Genomic DNA, 19,013 nt, shown 5'->3' with positions numbered 1-19,013 from the left:
AGGTTAGTGTTATTGGGCAATGAAACAAGCAACACGAGAACTCGCTTAATAAGCAATGCAATAGCAATATTGCTCGTTGTTATTGTGCTTTTCGGCGGTAAATTTTTACCGTTAGAACGTGTAAACGAGCAAGTGTTTCTTGCCTTACTGATAGCATTAAGCCTACTTGCCTATCAATATCTTGATGCGGTGCGAATGCTGCGCCGCCAAGCCTTTCTTAGCCATGTTTACAAACCCGAAGGCAGAGTGCGGCGGTTGTTTTGGGATAGCCTATGGCTGCGTATCTTATATACCGTGATTTCGGTGATTTCCGCACTCATCGCGCTGATGCTCATTGCGCAATTGCAAACGCTTGAATGGTGGGTGTTGCTCGCTGGCATTGTTAGCTTTGTGCTTATAGCCCTACTGGTATACCGCCTGCTCAGTAACGAAACCCAACCGCAGTATCATGTTGCCATTGTATTACGGGTAAGTGCTTGGATTAATTTAATCTTGCTCGCGGTGGCCCTCGCGCTAGTGCAGATATTTTGGTTAGAAGTGCCCGATACGCGCTATTTAACGGTATTTGAGGTTGCCGAGCAGAGCTGGCAAGTAGAAGCAGCTATTCCTTTTGTGGGTTGGTTACTGGGCACCGCAGCAGTGCTGCAGGATGTGAGCTGGCATTTGTTGCAGCAAGCAAGCCGAGTGGAAGCAAGCATGGGCCTGAAAGCGAGTGCTTGGTTTTTGATCTTAAGCATAAATGCGTTAAAGCTCGCTAGTTTGCAGGTGGTGCTACTCGGTATACCGAGTATTGCGCAGCAAATGCAGTTACACGGCTGGCAAACTGCGGGCAAAAAGATATTTAGAAAAAGCTATATATTTACACTGTTTGTATTGTTAATTCTCTATGTAAGTTTGAATCATGTACCTTGGCAACAGTTGCGCCAATCAGTGAGTGTGCCGCCGGAAGTGGTGATAATCGACCCATGTGCAGAAGTATTTGTGGCCCGCGAGCAACAGCAGCTTGAACAACAGGTAAAGCGGCAATTGAGCGTGCAGCAGGTGAATTCTAGCGAACGCATGCAGGCACAGGTTACTGTGGCGGTAACGGAGGCATTTAGCCACGCGGAACGGGGTGTTGATGCATTCTTAGATTGGAACTTTAGTATTCAAGGGCAGTATCAACAGCTAGGTTATCTTCTTGGCGCCACGGTGAGCTCTGCCAAATTCAATGATTACTTAAGCGATAGAATGAATGAATTTATTGGTGCTGAGCTTTCACCCGCACTGTTGCAGGCGAATACTGCATTGAATGAAACCTTTGCAGCAGAAATGCGCCGAGCTGGGGCCGCGCAGAGCGCTTTTTTAGATGAGCTATTGGCCAATAGCCAGTGCTTTGAGCAGCCAGAGCTTACGTTTAGCGTAGGTGAGTATATGGATAAATCGTTGGTGGGTTTAGGAATTGCGGGTGGCGCGGTGGCTTTGCGGTTTGCTACAGCCGCTGGCACACGAGCAGCAGGCAGAGCCGGTATACGCCGAGTCATTGCTGCGTTATTCACGCGTTCTGCTAGCCGAGCAGGAGCTGTAGGCTCGGGCAGTGCAGGAGCGCTTTGTGGGCCCGCCTTTTGGCTTTGTACTCCAGCTATAATTGCCGGCACTTGGTTCGCAGTGGATTATGGCTTAAATAAAACCGATGAAGCCATTAACCGCGAACGAATGCGCGCAGAAATGCTGCTCTCGTTGCAAAATGATCAAGCGCAAGCCATTGCCGAGCTACAGGCCTTTTATGAGCTGGCGTTAAACGATTTCTATACAGAGCTTGAAGAAGCCCAGCAACGGCAGTTTAATATTCGCCGCGATGGGCTTTAAATTAGCCCGCACCTGCCGTCACAAAGTTAGTGCTCGTTAGGGTGCTTTCGCCACTCCATCGATACGCAACTAAAGGCCCGTTGCGGCCCGCTGAGTAATCAACACAGGCAGTTTTGGGTGTTAGAATTGCTGGGGTACCTGCTAACCAATAATGGCCAAAAAATACTGGGCAATCACCTTGATAGGCTAAACGTTTCAGTAAATTATTATCAGCAGTTACCTTGCCTAGCGCATCGATAGCTGGCTGGTTTTGCCCTGGCACCGGAATATGGGCAATATCTGCAAGCGTTTCAGCTTCGCGAAGCCACCATGAGATACGCACTTCCCAGCGTTCTTTACCTTTATGATCAACGAAGCTCACGCCTTCAGGCATCGATTCCTCAACACCTTTTAATAAGTTTTCAACCGCATTAAAAGGGGCTGTTCCCTCTTCAAATATGGTTTCCCAAGCGTTGGCCCGTAACGAATTATCCGGGTTTAAATAGGGTTTGATAACAGCGAACGATGGTTCGTGCCAGCAGGCATGAATTACCCGAAAATCACCGAGATCAAGATATAAAGGTAGTGTTTTAAACCATTCCAGCCATGGTCGGCGATCTTCTAGCGTGGGTAAATCATCGAGAAAAGCTTGGTGATGTGCTTGGTTGGTAGCGGAATGTTCGCGCAAGTATTTGCCGGTAACTGAATGCATGGTGGCCCAGCCTACGGCGTTTAGCTCATGGTTGCCCATAGTAATTAGCGCATTGCCACTATCAACCATTGCTTTTACAGTTTCCAGAACCGCCAACGTTTGATGGCCATTATCAATTAAATCACCCACAAAAATGGCTTTACGGGTGGGGTGTTGGTAAACACCGCCTTGCTTTGTATACCCGAGCCCTTTTAGCAGAGCAAAAAGCTTATCGGCTTTGCCATGCACATCGCCGATGATATCGAAGCCTTCGGCCAATGCGTTTTTAGAAACATTACTTTTAGAATCCATGCCGATGATATTCTCCAATGTGCTAAAAAAACGGTATGCGTATTGGGGTGAAAACGCTATTGTTTTCATCATACGCAGAGCGAAAAAATTGTTAAACTGTTTCTGTTATTTCTAGCGGCAAAATCTGCGCGTAAATACGTTGTTCAACGAATAGGCTCATGCGAGCTAAACAAAAAAACAATCAGAAAATCAGCAAGGAGCATTAGGTTGAAGATTTTACATACCTCAGATTGGCATTTAGGGCGCTATTTTCACCAGCAATCACTGTTGGATGATCAGCGCTTTGTATTGGCGCAAATCGAGAAATATGTAGATGAGCAAAAACCTGATGCCATGATTGTTGCTGGCGATATCTACGATCGCTCTTTGCCACCTGCAGAAGCTGTAAAGCTACTTGATGATACCTTGCATAGGCTGGTGCATGAACTGAAAGTGCCGGTAATTATGATTTCGGGTAACCACGATGGGGCTGATCGCCTCGGCTTTGGCGCTCGGCAACTTCGGCAAGCGGGGTTGAGTATTATTACTTCGTTTACGGAAATGTTGAACCCGGTAATGCTCAAAGATGAGCACGGTGAAGTAGCAGTGTGGTGCATGCCCTATAATGATCCGAACCTAGTGGCCGATTATTTGCAAACCGAAGTGAAAGGTTATCAGCACGCCCATGAACTGTTGGTGGCGAAAATCGAACAGGCAAAGGAAACATTAGGCTTAACGAAAGCCCGGCATGTATTGGTGAGCCATTGCTTTTTAGATGGGGGGAGTGAATCAGATTCCGAGCGGCCACTCTCGATTGGTGGGGCTGATAAAGTTTCACCAAAAACTTTTGCTGATTTTGATTATGTGGCTCTTGGCCATTTACACCAGCCGCAGTATAAAAGTGCAGAACACATTCGCTACAGTGGTTCACTGTTGAAATATAGCTTTTCTGAACATCAGCAGAATAAAAGTGTAACGCTAGTTACACTCGATGATAGTGGTTTTGCTGGCTTTGATTTACTGCCATTAAAGGCCAAACGAAACGTGCGGCGCCTATCGGGTAAATTCGAGCAGTTATTGGCCGATGGCAAGCAAGATAAAGAGCGCGATGATTATATTGAAATAACCCTCACCGATACCGATGCAATTCTTGAACCATTGGCGCGCTTACGTGCGGTTTATCCGAACATTCTTGATTTGCAAAAAGAGCGTTTTAGCCATCGTTTAGGCGAGGGGGCTTCGCTTGCTCGTGAACATTTGAAACGCACAGAACTTGATATGTTGGCCGATTTCTATCAGCAAGTAACCGATGCACCGCTTTCTGCGGAACAGTTATCGTTGGCTAAAGATTTAATTCGTGAAAGCCTTAATGAGAGCTCGAGTAATGCTGATTCAGGGAGTGATAAAGCATGAAGCCGTTGTATTTGAAAATGCAGGCGTTTGGGCCTTTTGCCGGCACCGAAGAAGTGCAGTTTACTGATTTGGGCGAGAATCCGCTGTTTTTAATTAACGGGCCTACCGGTGCGGGTAAAACCAGCCTGCTTGATGGCATTAGTTATGCACTTTATGGCGAAACCACTGGCGATAGGAGTGGTGAGCAAATGCGCTGTGATCATGCCGATGCTGGCACGGAAACCTTACTGTGCTTTATATTTCGCTTGGCCGATAAAGTATATCGCATTGAGCGTTTGCCCACGCAAACGTTGGCAAAGTTACGGGGTGAAGGGGTAACGCAACGCAACGCCAGCGGAAGTATTTGGCTGCTGGAAGAAGAAGCGGGTGTTCCACCGCAAGAATGGCCTAAAAAGCTGCTGGTAGATAAGAAAATTCGTGAGTTCGATGAGTATGTAAACCAACTCATTGGCTTAAACGCTAAGCAGTTCCGGCAAGTTGTTGTATTGCCGCAAGGAAAGTTTCGTGAACTGCTTACGGCCAATTCAACCCAGCGCGAAGAAGTATTTGCCAGCTTATTTCAAACACAGCGGTATCAGTTGATTGAAGAAGGTTTTCGGGTAAAAGCGAAAGAACTACAAAGCCAATATAGCCGGGTGAAAGATGACATTTCGGGCATTTATGCTGAAGCTGGGATCACTGCAGATAGCACCGACGAAAACGATGAGTTTGTTAGCCGTGAACAGCAGTTAGCCGCCTTATTCGCCGCAGCAAAAGCACCAAGAGAAGCCGCTGAAAGCGAGTATAAACGTTTAAATCAGGGATATGTTGAGGCAGCGCGGAATGTTGATCGTGCAACGTTGTTAGAAAAACAGTTTATTGAACAAGAACAGCTATTGAATGAGAAAAACGTTTTAGATGAACAGAAAGTGCCAATCGCTGAGCTTGAAGAGTTACTAACCCATGCTAAGCAAGCCGCAAAAATTCAGCCGTTATGGCAACGTTTAGTAGATCAGCGTTATGCGTTAAAACGAGCTGAACTTGCAAAGCTTGAAGCTAAAGAGGCGGCAGAAAAGGCCGAGCAGCAACGTAAAAAAATGCTCGTGGCTTATGAAAATGCCCAGGAAGCTGCAAAAAAATTACCGGAACTACGTGAGCAGCTAGCGCCGTTGAAGCAAGCATTAGTGAATGCGCAAAAGTTACAACACGCCGAGAGCGAACAAGATGCCCTGAATGCTAACAAAGATAACAAGCAACAAGAGGCGGAAACGAGTGCGTTGAAACTTTCGCAAGCAACCGAAGGTTATAAGGCGCTTGAGAAAGCGATTGATGCTCAAGAAACGTTGGTAGCGGGGCATGAGAATATAGCGCTGATTTTAGCGCAATTAGAACCGAAGATTTCCCAGCACCAGGAGCTTAGCCAGCATCAAGCGCAAGAACAGCTGTTGGTAAAAAAACAAATTCAAGCAAAAACCGATGTTGAAACCGCCAATGGCAATCTTGCAGAGGCCGAGCGTACGGAGAAACAGGCGGTAAGAGGTTGGCACTTAAGCCAAGCGTTATTGCTTTCGCGAGATTTAGCCGATGGCGAACCCTGTATGGTGTGTGGCAGTGTGCAGCACCCAGCATTAGCTCATGAGCAAGGCAGTGATGTTCAGGTGGTAGAGCAAGAAGCGGTAGATGCCGCGCAAGCGGTAACGGCCCAATATCGGCAGGCTCTGAATGTAGCTGAGCAGGCCTTATTGCAAGTGAATACAGAATTAGATAATGAGAAAAAGCGCATTGAAAGCTTGCGATCAGCACTTGGCGAAGCGGCTGAACAGGATATTAGTGCGTTGCAGCAAGAACGCGATGCCCTGAAAGAGCATGCTGAGAATAATGAGCAGCAAAAGCGAGAGCTGCAACAAATGAAGCAACAGATTCGCGAGTTGGCCAACCAACTTGAAGCGTTACGTAAACAGCAACAAATGGCACAAAACGCCCTACAAACGGCAGAGCATGCGGCGCATGCGAATTTAGCCCGAGTGCAGGAGCTTACGCAGCAACTAACGCAGCAATTAGCACAGCAACTACCAGAAGATGGCCGTAATTCGCAACAAATAGAAGGTAAGATAGCGCATATCAGCGCAGTTATTGGTAAGCTTGAAAGTGAGCTAGAGCAGGCACGCCAGCAGTATGAAAAAGCAGGGCAAGCGGCGAGCCGCTCAGCTGCGGCACTGCAACATACGCAAACCCAAAGTGAAGAGTTGCAAGCGAATTTAGCTCAAGCCGATAAAGCTTGGGCCCAGGCTTTGCAAGAAAGTGAATTTGCTGATGCCGAAGCGTTTACACAGGCACAGCTAAACAGCGAGCAAGAACAGCAATACAGTGTGAAGGTTCAGCAATGGCAAGAAAGCACACAACGCAATGCCACATTGCGGGAGAAAATAGAACAAGCCACGAAGGGTAAAGAACGGCCGGAACTTGAAAAGCTCAACGAACAATTGAAAGTGCTTGAAGAAGAAGTGAATGCTGCGTTGAAAACTATGCAGCAACTGAACAGCGAATACCAGCGCCTGCAGAATATCGACCAGCGGTTAAAAGCCAAAGAAGCCAGCAGTGCCGAATTATCTGAGCGATATCAGGTATTAGGCACATTGGCTGATGCGGTTGCGGGGAATAATTCGCAGCGTTTAACCTTGCACCGGTTCGTGCTAAGTATTTTGCTTGATGATGTGTTGCATGAAGCTTCAGTGCGGTTAGATAAAATGTCCGGTGGGCGTTATTTATTGCGCCGTGATTTAGAAGTAGCGGATAAACGTTCAGCAGCAGGCCTTAATTTGGTAGTGGATGATGCCTATACCGGGCGCACACGGCCGGTAAATACCTTATCGGGCGGTGAGAGCTTTATGGCAGCGCTAGCCTTGGCGCTTGGCCTTTCTGATGTAGTGCAAAGCTACGCGGGTGGTATTCGCTTAGAAACGCTATTCATTGATGAAGGCTTCGGAAGCTTAGATGAGCAGGCTCTTGATGCGGCGATAGCGGTATTAGCCGAGCTCCGCGCCCATGGCCGAACTATTGGGATTATTTCTCATGTGCGCGAGCTGAAAGAGCGTTTGCCAGATCGCATTGATGTTTTGCGCCATCAATCAGGTAGCAGCACACAATTGGTTAATCAGGCAACGGGCATCAGGCAATAGCGCGTTGTTAGCGCATGTGAATAACTTGGTAATTGCAGTTCACAATAGCTTCCGAGTGTTCGTTTACCGGTGTGTAGATATCGCTTGGGCGCATACCTTGGTAGGTGGCTACTTCGCTACGGCGGTGCTCTAAGTGTTGTTCTGTGCCATCGGAAAATAGCAGGCTTAAAGTTGATTCATGCCAACGCCAAAGGCCATTTAAATAGTTTAGATTTTGCTCATCATCGGCGTAATACACGTATTCGAGCTGGAAGCTGCCATCGGTTTCAATTTTCAGCAAGCCATCTTGTTGTGGGCATTGGGCACTGCGTAGAAATGGATTTGCAAAACGTTGTTGCTTGGATTCAGGATTGCGAATGTAGATGCCAATGTTTTTGCCAAAATAGGCGTGATTTCCCTCACCAAAGCGCATGTTATGCACAGATACTCCGGTAGTAGCTTGCAGTAGCGCCTCTAAACGTTCTAAAAAGGGTATATCGCGAAACGCTGGGTTCACTGAAATAGTAGTATCTGGAAAGGCTTCGGGTATCTGAATGCGGGTTGTTTCAACAGTGTAATTTAACTGCTCTAGTTGCGCGCGTAATTCTGCCTGCTGCGCCTCGCTGTAACCTTCAGTAGTAAGATATAGAGTAGGGCTGCTGCAAGCACTCACGAACAATGTAGCCGCCATTAGCATGAATAACTGCAAATGAGTTTTTCTGCTCATTTTCGGCGGTGGATCAGAATAATTGTGCTTACACAGAATAAAAAGCCTCTGAAAAAGAGGCTTGAATAATAAATTAGCTGGTGAAATCACCATCACGCTCCGGCTGAAATACGATATCCATTACTTCAACGTGGCTAATACCATGTTGAGTAGGCCATTCAATAGTTTCGCCTACGCGGACACCAAGTATGGCGCTACCGATTGGCGCGAAAATTGAAATACTTTCAGCAACGTTAGCAAGATCTTTCGGGTACACCAAGGTTTTTTCAAATTCTTTGTGAGTTTCTAAAATACGAAAGCGTACTCGGGAATTCATGGTTACTACATCGGCCGGAATTTCTTGCGGCTTTACTACTTTTGCGCGGCCGAGTTCGGCTTCTAACGCGGCTACTTGTTTATTCAAGCCCGGCGTTTTTTCGATAAGCGATTCAATTCGAATAACATCGAGTTCAGATAAAATAAGAGTAGGTTTAGCATTCGGTTCTGGCATTCTAATTCTCCAAAGGCAGCACTATTGGGTGTTGCCAAATAACATTCCGTTACAGGCTATAAACTAAACAGATAATAAGCCATAGACATAATAAAAAACCGCCCGATTAAATCAGGCGGCTTGGATAAAACTCATACTCTATTTATGGCGTTTATTTTACGAAAATGCAAGCGCAAAAGTGCGAGTTACAGTAAAACGCCAGATAGTTTGCTTGTGTTGCCGTTAGTGCTGCATAAGTGTTGCCGCTCTAAAGCGTTAACAAGCCTACCTTAACTTCTGCCACCTTGGCTGCGGTTACCCGAGCGAGAACCACCAGAACCACCAGGTTTACCAGAGCCTTGTGCTCTGCCACCCCGTTGTTGGCCGCCACGTGCAGGTTTTGGTGCAGGCTTGGCTTTCGATAAATCTACTTTAGTAAAGCCTTCCATATACTGTTGCGGAATATCTTGCTTAATTAAACGTTCAACAGCTTTAAGCAGCTTCACTTCATCGCCTTCCACAAGTGATATGGCATTGCCACTTGCGCCCGCGCGGCCTGTTCGGCCAATACGGTGAACGTAATCTTCAGCTACTTGTGGTAAATCATAATTCACCACAAATGGAAGTTGATCAATATCAAGGCCACGAGCCGCGATATCGGTAGCTACTAGAATTTGTACTTTACCGGTTTTAAATTCATGCAATGCCTTGGTGCGCGCACCTTGGCTTTTATTGCCGTGAATAGCGGTAGCCAAAAAGCCGCCTTTATCGAGCTGTTTTACGAGCCGGTTAGCGCCATGTTTGGTGCGGCTAAACACTAACACTTGCGGTAAATCAAGCTGGCGCAAAAGCGCCATAAGCATATTCGGCTTATCGGCTTTGAGTACTGGGTAAATAACCTGCTCAACGCGCTCCGCCGTGGTATTGCGCGGGCTAACTGATATTTCTACCGGGTCGTTTACTAGGCCTTTGGCTAAATCGCGTATTTCATCAGAGAAGGTTGCTGAGAACAGCAAATTCTGGCGATTCGCCGGCAAGGCTTTAATGATGCGTTTTATATCGTGAATGAAGCCCATATCGAGCATGCGGTCGGCTTCATCTAATACAAGGATTTCTAGCTTTGGAAAGCGCACCGCATTTTGTTGGTAAAGATCCAGCAAGCGGCCCGGGGTAGCTACCAAAATATCCACGCCGCGGCGTAGTTTCATCATTTGCGGGTTGATTTTTACGCCACCGAACACTACTGCAGAGCTTAATTTCAAGCCTTTTGCATAGGTTTCAACGCTTTCGCCTACTTGCGCGGCAAGTTCGCGAGTAGGGGTAAGAATAAGCACCCGCGCTTCATTTGGCTTTGCGCGTTCGCCATCTTTAAGAATTTCCAACATTGGTAAGGTAAAACCAGCGGTTTTTCCTGTTCCCGTTTGTGCAGCGGCCATTACATCGCGGCGCGCGAGCACTGCGGGAATAGCTTGTTCTTGAATTGGTGTTGGAGTGGTATAGCCTTCGGCTTGCAAGGCTTCGAGAATAGTGGCGCAAAGGCCCAGAGAAGCAAAACTCATTAAATACAAAATCTCTTTGGTGAGTGCGAGCGCTGAGAACTTCTTGGCTCCGCCCGCTGCGAAAGGCTCAAATGAACCTTTCAAAACAGCCGCAAGGATACAGCAGAAGCAGGTTTAGCGCAATCAACAGCGCTGTTTGTTCAAGGTTTGCTTTGCGGTTTACGTGAGGTGAGCCATACCGCAAAAAGAATAATAGCGCCGCCAAAAATGAGCGAACCCCATTGCACGTTTTGCCCCCACAAAAGGAAGTTCACCAACAACCCTGCGGGTATGAGGGCGTTATTCATAGTAGCGAGTTGGCCGATGTTTACTTTCTTGCTGGCAATGCTCCAGGCTAAATAGCCCATACCAGAGGCGCCAAATCCCAACCATAATAGTACCGACCAATGCACCCACGTGTTGGGTAAGCGGGTGTAATCAGCAAATAACAGCATGCCAATACCCGATACTAGGGTAGCACCGAGGAAAAATAGCGCATATACGCCAATTTGTTGCTTTGATTCGCCAAGAGGTAATCGTTTGTAGGCAACTTGGCCCGTAGCAAAGCAAATATTAGCAGCCTGAATAAGAAAGAACCCGGTAATAAACTCACTGCTTAAACCTTGATAGCGAATTAATCCCGCGCCCACAACCGAAAGCGCGGCCGCCAGCCACCAGATTCTTGGCAAGGGTTTACGGTTTAGTAATAACTCATCAATTAGAGTGATGTAGAGCGGAGTGAAAATTGTGAACAGTAATACTTCTGCCACGCTAAGGTAAAGAAACGCATGATAGAGCAGTAAATACATAAGGCCAATTTGAATTCCGCCAATAATCATCAGCCGCACGCGAATAGGCCGAGATACATTTTTAAGTTTTAAGAAAGGTAATAGTAAACACAATGCGAGAATCATACGCACGAATACCGCAATATAAGCATCAACATCGCGTGATAAATATTCGCCTATCAACGAAAAGCTGAACGCCCACACGATAGTGATGAGAATTAATACTGGCATGCTTGTTCTCCAAAATAGCCATATAGCTAGCCAGAATCTGCCGGCAGCTATATGGCTTTGGTGTATTTACTTAAGTTACGTAAGTTACGTGATTTGTTTACGCTTCAGTAATGGTTTGCCTGAGCGCTCCCACACCATTCCCCAATGTGAGCGCCAGTATAACAGGCGGCTATAGGCATGGGGAACGAAGTATAAGCTGGTAAGCGTGCTAAATGCTAAACCGCTGATAATGGTAATCGCCATCGGTGTGTAGGGAGGGCCATCGCCACCGATTTGGGTATCGCCTAAGGCTAATGGCAGCATGCCGAGAATAGTGGTGGCTACTGTCATTAAAATTGGCCGCACACGCCGCGAGGCAGCTTCAACAATAGCTTCTTCCAGCGCCTGGCCTTCATCAATTAGCTGATTTACTGCATCAACTAATACAATGCCGTTGTTCACCACAATTCCCATCAGAATCAGCATACCAATTAGGGACATCATTTCTAGCGCGTTACCGGTAAGCCAAAGCCCCCAGAATACGCCGGTGATAGCCAGGATAAGTGAGCCAATAACGGCTGAAGGCAACAGCAGTGATTCAAACAGCGCAGCCATTACCACGTAAACCATGGCTACAGCTAACAGCATGTTGATTAACATTATGGAATTCTGCCGTTGCTGGGCGCGAAAACCACCATCGAGGCTCCAACGATAGCCATCGGGCAATTGCACATTACCCATTACCTGGTTGATGGCGGTGCGAGCATCGGGCATCGACATATCGCTTAAATTGGCATTAATGCGCACAGCAGTTTGTCGATCAAAGCGGCGAATATTACCCAGTTGCTCAACTTCTTCGATGGTAGCAATTTGATTCAAATGAATGAGGGTATTATCCACTCGCGCCACCACCATTTGTTGCAATTCCGGCAAAGAAAGGCTGAAATATTCTGGGAAGGTAACACGAATGCGCATATCACCTTCAGGGTTGTGCCGGAAAGAACGTAGGTTGCGGCCACGCAGAGCAACACCAATCTGTTCCGCTACTTGGCTACTATTCAAACCGAAACGTTCGGCTTGCTCACGGTCAATGCGAATACGTAGTTCGTTTTTAGCGTTGCTGGTAGCGGTTTGTACATCGGTTAAGCCTTCAATACGCGCCAACATAGGAATTAAATCGTTGGCGAGCTCTTCGAGTTCTTGCGTAGATCGGCCCTGTAACGTGATTTGCACACCACTATTATCACCACCGCGGAAGCCAAAAACCGGCTTGCTGCGGGGTAGTGGCGGCATATTTTCGCGAACTCGGCGCTGAATTTCGGCAACAGAAAGCGTGCGCTCTGGCTTTAATAGTAACGTAGACATGGCGTAGCCTGGGGTGTAGTAGCTATACACATTCTCTAGTTCGAATTCATCTTTATTAGCATATAAATAATCTTCTAACGCATTTACTTCTCGCTCTACTTCATCGAGTTTGTATTGGCCAGTAATGTGGTAGTTAATAAATAAACGATCATTATAGGCTACATCGGTTTCATCACTGCCTACATTACTAAAAGGCAGGGCGGTGCTGGCCATAATAATAAGCGTAAATAATGTTGTAAGCCTTGGGTGGCGGTGCGACCAGCGTAGGCTACGCAAATATCCACGTTTAAATAGCCCAGGTTTTGGTGGCTCAGCGGATACTTTCAACTTAATTTTACTGAGCAACATAGGGATTAACGTTTGCGCAATAAGTAATGAAGCTAGCAAAGAAATACAAATAGCAATGGCTACATGCTCAAGGAAAATGGTGATTTGATCCGTTTCACCAAATATATTAGGTAAGAACACAATTGCCGTGGTGAGGGTGCCGGCAATAATTGCCAGCGAAACTCGGCTAGCGCCAGCAATTACAGTATCTTTATCTTGAATTTTACCGGTGGCTTGTTGTTCTTGCTGGATGCTTTCGGTAACTACAACAGCATTATCAATCAGCATTCCGATCGCCAACATTAACCCCATCATAGAGAGAATGTTTAAGCTATAACCTAGCAAATACATGGCACCTAGCGTTAAGCAAATAGCGATAGGCACAGAAACTACGATGATTAGCGTGGTGCGCCAATCGCGCAAAAATAAATACAGCACAATAATGGAGAGCAGTGCGCCGAAGCCACCGGCCTTTAACAAATCACGTAATGATGTAGTAACGCTTTCGGCCGTATTATCCATCATCATCAAGTTGATGCCGGAAAACTCAGGGCTATTAGCCACATCATCAATCAACTGGCTAGCAGCGCGGGCTACATCTACTAAATTCGCATTTGATTCTTTAAATATATCGAGGCCTATGGCGAAGCTTTGATTAAAGCTGCGGCCATCGGTTGGGCGCGGCAGCTCGTAATTTACGGTGGCAATATCGCCAAGCGCTAAGTTAGTAGTGATAGGTAGCGTGCGAATATCATCAAGGTTGCGATATTCACCTGCTGGCTTTACCAGTATTCGATCATAATCAGTTTCCAAGTATCCAGCCGACATGGTGAAGTTGGCTTGATTCAGAATATCGGTAATCGCACTCACAGTAAGGCCTGTGGCGCTGAGTGATTCCGGGTTTAAGCGAATCATGATTTCGCGTTGTTGCACACCATATAAAGAAACTCTGGAAACGCCTTCCACGCGCTCTAGTGGCTGTTTTAATTGGCGATTAAGCAATTCCCAAGCCATGGATAAATCTTGTTGGCTAGAAATTCGTAGCTGCATTACCGGCATATCTTCGGTGTTAAATTGGAAGATAAATACGCGTTCTACGTCGTCCGGTAATGTATGGCGCATGCTTTCAACACGCTCTCGCGCTTCAATGCTGCGAGCGGAAATACTATCTTTCCAGGCGAAATTAAGTACCACATCTGCACCGTTTTCGCCCGAGTTTGAACGCATTTCTTCGATACCGGGCAGTGTAGCTAAAGCTTCTTCTAGTGGCCGTGTGATCAACCGCTCTACTTCAGCGGGTGTGGAGCTGCGATAAGGCACGTTAACCACGATTTGTGGAATATCGATACCGGGGAATTGTTCCAACGGTAGTAGCCGGCTCGATACTAACCCCAGAATGAGAAAACTGAGGAAAAACATACAAACCGTTACTGGCCGCTTTAATGCAAAGCTAGCTAATGGGGCACTGAGCTCGGAAATTTTACTCATGAGCGCCTCCATTTATTTCACTACCTTGCGGTGCAAAGTGTTTGCGATCAAAGAGCTGATAAACCAATGGGATAAACAGCAAGGTGAGCAGAGTAGCGAATAGCAAACCACTAATTACTGCAATAGCCATGCTGGCGCTCAGTTCAGCGCCTTCTCCAATCCCTAAGGCCAATGGTAACAAGCCAAGCACTGTGGTGAGGGTGGTCATTAAAATAGGCCGCAACCGCTGAGCCGCTGCTTGCCGAATAGCTTCAAGCTTTTGGGTACCTTCACTGCGCAGTTGATTAATGCGATCGATAAGCACTATGGCGTTATTTACAACGATACCTGCAAGCATTATCAAGCCAATGAACACCACCACACTTAATGGCGTGTTGGTTAGCCACAAGCCAACAATGGAGCCGGCGGCGGCTAATGGCACTGAGAACATAATCAGCAGCGGGTGGCCAAAGCTTTCAAACTGCGAGGCCATTACTAGGTAAACCAAGAACACGGCTAAACCCAGTGCAAGTAGCAGAGAGTTATACGATTGTTCGAGCAGTTCGCTTTGGCCACCAATATTGGCAGTAACACCGGGCGCTAAGCGTACTTCACCAATAATCTGTTCCAGCTTGGCTTGTGCGTTGCGTAAATCACCGGCAGCAGAGGCACTAATTAAAGCAACACGTTGTTGTGATAAGCGGGTTATCTCACTTGGGCCTACGGTGCTGCGAATTTCAGCCACAGCCGAAAGGGGTAGCTCAACAGGGCTACCAGGATTAATAATAAGTTGTGAAACTAAATTCGGATTTTGCCGAACGTGATCGGGCAAGCGCACACGAATATCAATTTGCCGATCTTGTAAACTATATTGAGTAGCAATTTGGCCACCAATTTGTGTGCTAATTACCCGAGCTACATCGGGCGCAGATAAGCCAACCCATGCCAAACGAGCGTGATCAAAAATAATCTCTAATTCAGGTTGGCCTCGAGTTAAGCCGTTGCGCACATCAGTAAATGCTGGATCTTCTTCTAAACGCGCAGCTACTTGCTCGGCATTGTTTAGCAGGCGATCGAGTTCATAGCCATAGAGCTCAACTACCATGGGCATATCAATACTCACCAACTCGGGGAAATCGATACGGGCTTGTACATCGGGTTGCCTATCTAAATAAGTACGTAATTCACTAATCAGTTCATCGCGCGCCTCAGAAGTAACAGAGGCTTTGGTAACTACGTGGAATCGGCCCCAGAAATCGCCACCTTGATTAGCTTGCACTTGCATCAATGAACCTGAACCAGCTACCGAATAAGTGCGTTCTACACGGTTATCGTGGCTTAAATGCGTAGCTACGCTTGCTAAGAACTCATCGGTGCGAGCAATTGGGGTGCCGCGCGGAAGTTCGATATCAACAAAGAATTCACGTTGCTCCATTTGCGGGATAAGCTCTGCACCTAAGCGCGGTACTAACGCGAAACACGCAATGGTAATCGCTGCAAACACAGAGAAAAAAGCCCATGGTTTATGCTGCATGCGAGTAAGGCTGTTGGAATGCACTTTGCTAACACCCGCTAACCCCTTATCGAACCCATAAATGATGGGGCGAGCTAACCAGCTTAAAACCTTGGCTAGCGCGCGAAATATCAACCGAAAAACACGTATTACGAATAGCGGTATCCAGTAGAACAGGGTTTTTGAAATTGTACGAAATGGCCAGCCCAGCCAAAACAACACGCCACCGCGGGTTGGGGGCGCAGTAGGTGTTGTTGGCTGAGTGGCTTCTTGCTCAAGTTGTTGCTGTTGATCTTCAATGTAGTGCTGGCGGAACTGGCGGCTCGCAAGCATGGGTATCAGTGTTAAAGCAACGAAAAGTGATGCGATTAAAGCAAAACTCACCGTTAAAGCTTGATCGGTAAATAGCTGCCCAGCCATGCCGCTCACGAACACTAAGGGCACAAATACAGCTAATGTGGTGAGGGTTGCGGCAATTACTGCGCCGGTTACCTCTTGGGTGCCGGTGATGGCTGCGGCGCGGCTATCTTCGCCGAGTTGTTTGCGGCGATCGATATTTTCTAGCACTACAATGGCGTTATCTACTAATAGGCCTACAGCTAGAGCAATACCCCCCAACGACATTAGGTTTAGGCTTAATCCGCCCATGAACATAAATAGGAAGGTGGCAACAATAGATACCGGAATCGCCAACGAAATAATGATAGTGGGGCCAATTTTTCGCAGAAATAGCAAGATAACGCCCATGGCCAGCAAACCGCCAAATAGCGCGTTCTGTTTTACCGCCGAAATAGCGTTGCGAATAAAAGTTGATTGGTCGGAAAGTAGCTCAAGGCTGTAATCAGCTGGTAATTGCCGGTTTATCTGTGGTAAACGAGCACGCACGGCATCAGCCACGGTTACCGTATTTGCATCGCCCTCACGATAGAGGTTTAACTCAATAGATTCGCGGCCGTTTACGCGGCTAATAGCGGTGCGATCTTTGTGGCCACTACGTACTTGCGCTATATCTTTAAGTTGAATGGGGGTGCCATCGCGGCTGGCAATATAGATATTTTCCATATCTTCTAGCGATTGAAATTGATTCACCGTGCGCACTAAAAACTCTTGTGTTCCGGTTTCAATGCGGCCACCTGATTGATTCATGTTTTCTGCACGTAACCTATTGATAATACTTTGCATATCAATATTCAGTTGGCTAATGCGATATTCATCCACCAGAATTTGTACTTCATCTTCATAACCACCACCGGTTCGCACGGCGGCAACACCGGGAATACTTTCAATTTGGCGTTTAAGCTCATCATCGGCGTAACGGCGCAACTCTTGGAGCTGCCAAGGGCTGCCGTTGCTAGCCTCACGATTCAGAGCAAGGCGCATGATAGGCTCAAGATTAGGGTTAAAGCGCAGTAGCGTTGGTTTCTCGATATCTAGCGGTAGCATTACCATATCGAGCTTTTCACGGATATCGATACCGGCGAAATCCATGTTGGTGCCCCAAACGAACTCCAGCACTATATCGGATTGGCCCGAGCGCGCATACGATGTAATGGTGCGTACGCCTTTCACGGTGCCGAGCGTTTCTTCAATAGGGCGATTAATAAGCTGCTCTATTTCGCTGGGGGCTGCACCTGCATAAACAGTGCGAACCGTGAGCGTTGGGTAACTTAAATCAGGTAATAGGTTAACCGGCAACCGGCCCAAGCCAACGAAACCAAACAGAACGATGGCGAGAGTAAACATAATAATGGTAACAGGGCGGCGAACGGCAAGCGCGGCAATACCTTTTTTTGAAGGGTTTGATGCGTTCATGTGGTGCTTCCTTGAATTATTGTTGTTATGTGGCGGTTGTTTTAAAGTTCAACCACTTCCAGTAACGCATCGTTGCGAAGGGTATTTTGGCCGGTAACAATCAATTGCATGCCGGTTTCGAGCCCTTCGGTTATTTCGATCCAGCCGTTTTCGCGAATTCCGGTAGTTACCGCTAAGCGTTTTGATTTATTTTCACTAGCGATAAACACATAGCTTGCCTGATCCACACTCACGAGTGCGTGGTGGGGGATGCGCACTACGTTATGTTTCTGCGCATAATGAAGGTTTACTCGGGTAAACATACCGGCGCGAAGATTTTGCTCAGCGTTTGGTATCGAGAGCACCACGCGGAAGGTTCCTGAAGTAGCATCAACTACGGTGCTTATGCGAGTTACTTTGGCAGAAATTCGGTTGTGAGTGCCGGCGCCTTGTAGCTCTAAATCCGCTTCTTGGCCGGCTTTGATGCTCGCAAGTGCGTGTTCTGGCAGATTCACGGTAGCGCGTAGGGTAGTATCGTTAACGATATGGAATAAGGCTTTTTGCTGATACGCCTGAATCATGTTGCCGGTTTTCACGAAACGCTCGGCTATATGGCCAGAAATAGGCGCACGAATAACCGCCTCGGCTAGATCGAGTTCAGCAATTTGTAACTGGGCAGAGAGCGCATCGTGGCGTGATTGCAAGCGCTCAACTTGCTCGGTACTTATCATTTGTTGGCCCGCTAGTTGGCGCATACGCGTAAGCTCTTGGCTAACACCGCGGAGTTCAGCGGCTATTTGATCACGGCTGTAGCGATAGCGCGAAGATTCAAGGCGCACCAAAGCTTGCCCTTGTTCAACGAAATCACCTTCTTCTACCAAAATATCTTCAACGATGCCGCTTACTCGGGCAATTACATCGGTTTCTTCTTCGGCTTCAAGTATGGCACTGGCTTGAATGCTGGCGCGCACGGTTCCTTGAGCCACGTTAACCACCTCTACGGGCACGCCGCGCTCAGTTTCCACGGGTGCAGATGCAACTGAGCCTGAGCTCCCTGCATTACCGCAACCAGAGAGTACAACTGGAATAAAGATTAGGATGGCAAAAACTTTAAGATTAAAAGTGTTCATTTGGTTTAGGTCCATTAAGTAAGTTAACACTACTCTCCAACATTACTTAGATAATGCGAAATTCGTGCCAATCCATGTAAACTGTTGTTTTTAATTGCTTTTGTGTTTTTACACAAAGTTTACTTTTGTTTAAGTGGCGAATTCACCACAACATTTAAAAACATTTAGTGAATTTCACTAACGTTCGCGTTGGAAAGTTGAGTTTTTACGCCGAAAAAATTTCGTGGGTGCGGAAAATAAAAATATCCATGTTTAAGTAGACATTTAGACGTCTAAACATATAGAATTCTAAAATCAATTAAAGTATAGGCTTTATGTTAATAAAAATG

11 protein-coding genes are annotated in these 19,013 nt (G+C 46.9%); 3 read left to right on the top strand and 8 right to left on the bottom strand.

Features of this window, described 5'->3' with window-relative positions; all coding sequences use genetic code 11:
* The first annotated feature begins 12 nt into the window (after positions 1 to 12).
* Positions 13 to 1,848 (top strand): hypothetical protein, encoded by a 1,836-nt coding sequence (locus tag A28LD_RS07805; RefSeq protein WP_007420537.1) that lies wholly within the window; start codon positions 13 to 15, stop codon positions 1,846 to 1,848.
* A gap of 1 nt (position 1,849) precedes the next feature.
* Here the strand turns inward: A28LD_RS07805 and A28LD_RS07800 are convergent, their stop codons facing one another.
* Complete coding sequence (locus tag A28LD_RS07800; RefSeq protein WP_007420536.1) at positions 1,850 to 2,830, bottom strand: metallophosphoesterase; 981 nt, start codon at positions 2,828 to 2,830, stop codon at positions 1,850 to 1,852.
* 207 nt (positions 2,831 to 3,037) lie between these two features.
* On the opposite strand from A28LD_RS07800, the gene A28LD_RS07795 reads away from it, so the two are divergent.
* Positions 3,038 to 4,222, top strand: coding sequence for an exonuclease SbcCD subunit D (locus A28LD_RS07795; protein WP_007420535.1), 1,185 nt, complete (start codon positions 3,038 to 3,040; stop codon positions 4,220 to 4,222).
* Positions 4,219 to 7,380: an AAA family ATPase gene (locus tag A28LD_RS07790; protein WP_007420534.1), complete on the top strand. Its 3,162-nt coding sequence runs from the start codon at positions 4,219 to 4,221 to the stop codon at positions 7,378 to 7,380. Before A28LD_RS07795 ends, A28LD_RS07790 begins: the two co-directional genes overlap by 4 nt.
* 7 nt (positions 7,381 to 7,387) lie before the next feature.
* On the opposite strand, the gene A28LD_RS07785 is transcribed toward A28LD_RS07790, so the two are convergent.
* From A28LD_RS07785 to A28LD_RS07755, 7 genes are all read right to left on the bottom strand, one after another.
* Positions 7,388 to 8,086 (bottom strand): hypothetical protein, encoded by a 699-nt coding sequence (locus A28LD_RS07785; RefSeq protein WP_139043552.1) that lies wholly within the window; start codon positions 8,084 to 8,086, stop codon positions 7,388 to 7,390.
* A gap of 73 nt (positions 8,087 to 8,159) precedes the next feature.
* Positions 8,160 to 8,576: a nucleoside diphosphate kinase regulator gene (gene rnk / locus A28LD_RS07780; protein ID WP_007420532.1), complete on the bottom strand. Its 417-nt coding sequence runs from the start codon at positions 8,574 to 8,576 to the stop codon at positions 8,160 to 8,162.
* Positions 8,577 to 8,845: 269 nt separating this feature from the next.
* Positions 8,846 to 10,114, bottom strand: a complete 1,269-nt coding sequence (locus tag A28LD_RS07775; protein ID WP_007420531.1) for a DEAD/DEAH box helicase — start codon at positions 10,112 to 10,114, stop codon at positions 8,846 to 8,848.
* A gap of 140 nt (positions 10,115 to 10,254) precedes the next feature.
* Complete coding sequence (locus A28LD_RS07770; RefSeq protein WP_007420530.1) at positions 10,255 to 11,112, bottom strand: EamA family transporter; 858 nt, start codon at positions 11,110 to 11,112, stop codon at positions 10,255 to 10,257.
* Between the two features lie 84 nt (positions 11,113 to 11,196).
* Positions 11,197 to 14,271, bottom strand: a complete 3,075-nt coding sequence (locus tag A28LD_RS07765) for an efflux RND transporter permease subunit (protein WP_007420529.1) — start codon at positions 14,269 to 14,271, stop codon at positions 11,197 to 11,199.
* Positions 14,264 to 17,575 carry an efflux RND transporter permease subunit gene (locus A28LD_RS07760; RefSeq protein WP_007420528.1) on the bottom strand — a complete coding sequence of 1,104 codons (3,312 nt, stop codon included), beginning with the start codon at positions 17,573 to 17,575 and terminating at the stop codon, positions 14,264 to 14,266. Before A28LD_RS07760 ends, A28LD_RS07765 begins: the two co-directional genes overlap by 8 nt.
* Before the next feature lie 41 nt (positions 17,576 to 17,616).
* Positions 17,617 to 18,684, bottom strand: a complete 1,068-nt coding sequence (locus A28LD_RS07755; RefSeq protein WP_007420527.1) for an efflux RND transporter periplasmic adaptor subunit — start codon at positions 18,682 to 18,684, stop codon at positions 17,617 to 17,619.
* Positions 18,685 to 19,013 lie beyond the last annotated feature (329 nt).

It is taken from the genome of Idiomarina sp. A28L, from assembly GCF_000218785.1.
Taxonomy (GTDB): domain Bacteria; phylum Pseudomonadota; class Gammaproteobacteria; order Enterobacterales; family Alteromonadaceae; genus Aliidiomarina.
This window is presented reverse-complemented; position numbering and strand designations above follow the sequence as displayed.

Coding starts and splice junctions, on each gene's coding strand:
- A28LD_RS07800 (WP_007420536.1), bottom strand. CDS start 2,830: ATGGATTCTAAAAGTAATGTTTCTAAAAACGCATTGGCCGAAGGCTTC.
- A28LD_RS07790 (WP_007420534.1), top strand. CDS start 4,219: ATGAAGCCGTTGTATTTGAAAATGCAGGCGTTTGGGCCTTTTGCCGGC.
- A28LD_RS07785 (WP_139043552.1), bottom strand. CDS start 8,086: ATGAGCAGAAAAACTCATTTGCAGTTATTCATGCTAATGGCGGCTACA.
- rnk (WP_007420532.1), bottom strand. CDS start 8,576: ATGCCAGAACCGAATGCTAAACCTACTCTTATTTTATCTGAACTCGAT.
- A28LD_RS07775 (WP_007420531.1), bottom strand. CDS start 10,114: ATGAGTTTTGCTTCTCTGGGCCTTTGCGCCACTATTCTCGAAGCCTTG.
- A28LD_RS07770 (WP_007420530.1), bottom strand. CDS start 11,112: ATGCCAGTATTAATTCTCATCACTATCGTGTGGGCGTTCAGCTTTTCG.
- A28LD_RS07765 (WP_007420529.1), bottom strand. CDS start 14,271: ATGAGTAAAATTTCCGAGCTCAGTGCCCCATTAGCTAGCTTTGCATTA.
- A28LD_RS07760 (WP_007420528.1), bottom strand. CDS start 17,575: ATGAACGCATCAAACCCTTCAAAAAAAGGTATTGCCGCGCTTGCCGTT.
- A28LD_RS07755 (WP_007420527.1), bottom strand. CDS start 18,684: ATGAACACTTTTAATCTTAAAGTTTTTGCCATCCTAATCTTTATTCCA.